The following is a 1,259-nucleotide window of genomic DNA, read 5'->3' as shown; positions in this document are numbered from 1 at the left end:
AAAAAATGAATGTGCGGTGATTTATTTTTGAAATTCTTGAAATTATATCAAAAATTTAGAGTTTTGACGGAGAGACTAATTAACCAGCGCTAAGGATAAGAATATAGTTTTGTTTAATAAGGCTGCTTACCACACGCAGCGTCAGGCTGGACTTGTTTCGCATGATTGCCACCAATCATCCAGGGCTTGATCCGGGGATCTTCTTCTGTCTTATGATATCCTGTCCGAAGTCATGCGAAGCCCAATGAATTCAAAATGACTTGCAGTCTCTGGATGACTGGTTGTTTGCTCGTGATGGCTTACAATATGACAAATATGTTGCCTAAAACATACCAATCTCTTATATCTGTAGTTCAGGCTAACTCTACTTACTATGCTTTATCATAGTTCAGATTAACTTGGAGAATGCTTATTTTTTTCTAGTGCAGTTAAAACTAACAAAGTAAGAATATGCTCGGGCCCATAAAGCTTTTTATGCAGTTCTAAAGATTTTAATAGTAGTGTTTCAGCTTTTTTGAATTGGCCCATTCTAGTATAATTAACACCGTTACAAACCAATGCCCAAGCTTTGTAGTCATTCTGGCATTCGCTACAGTGATTATCAAAAAATAGCATTGCTTCTTGTAATAGTTTTTCTGCTTCTTGATAATGCCCAAGCTCACTATGAATATTACCCAAATATAGTGAGTTTTTAGCTAAATTTATTCTCACAGATTTGTCTTGTTGCAAAGCGACCATACGGGCATGTTCTAAAAGGCTCTTAGCTTTTGGAATATCACCAAATGTTTCGTAATAATAATTCCCTAATATGTTACGAATATTAAAAAATGATTCTGCAGAAAAAAGATGCTCATGTTCTAATAATGATTCAAGATGGTTTGATAGTTCCTGTATTTCTTTTATGTTCTTATTATGTAGAATTACTCTTCTTTCCATAAAGTTTTCTAACGAAGGGACTATATCATCATAATATTCGGTTGGCACAGTTTTATATAAATAATCAAAAATAATAGATTGAATAGAGTCGTGAATAGAAAATACGCTTTTTGTGTACTCATTATCTTCAGCTTCGTTTATTAAAGAAAATTTTCTCATTTCACTTATAAAATTATGTGCTGCAATATCACCCTTATGGGCAATAAGCAGAGATTTTGGGATATTTTTTGAATTTACTAAACTGCATAATAGTAATAATTCATTTGAATCCTTATGTGAATCGATTATGTTTTTTAAAGATACTCCTATTATGTGATGTCTAG

Annotated in this window: 1 protein-coding gene; it reads right to left on the bottom strand. The window is 32.7% G+C overall.

The features are described from left to right. Window positions 1-393: 393 nt before the first annotated feature. The coding region (locus tag Megvenef_RS09535) for a tetratricopeptide repeat protein (RefSeq protein ID WP_322777677.1) at window positions 394-1,259 on the bottom strand (866 nt) is incomplete at its 5' end.

The organism is Candidatus Megaera venefica, from assembly GCF_034554655.1.
GTDB classification, from domain to species: domain Bacteria; phylum Pseudomonadota; class Alphaproteobacteria; order Rickettsiales; family Rickettsiaceae; genus Megaera_A; species Megaera_A venefica.
This window is presented reverse-complemented; position numbering and strand designations above follow the sequence as displayed.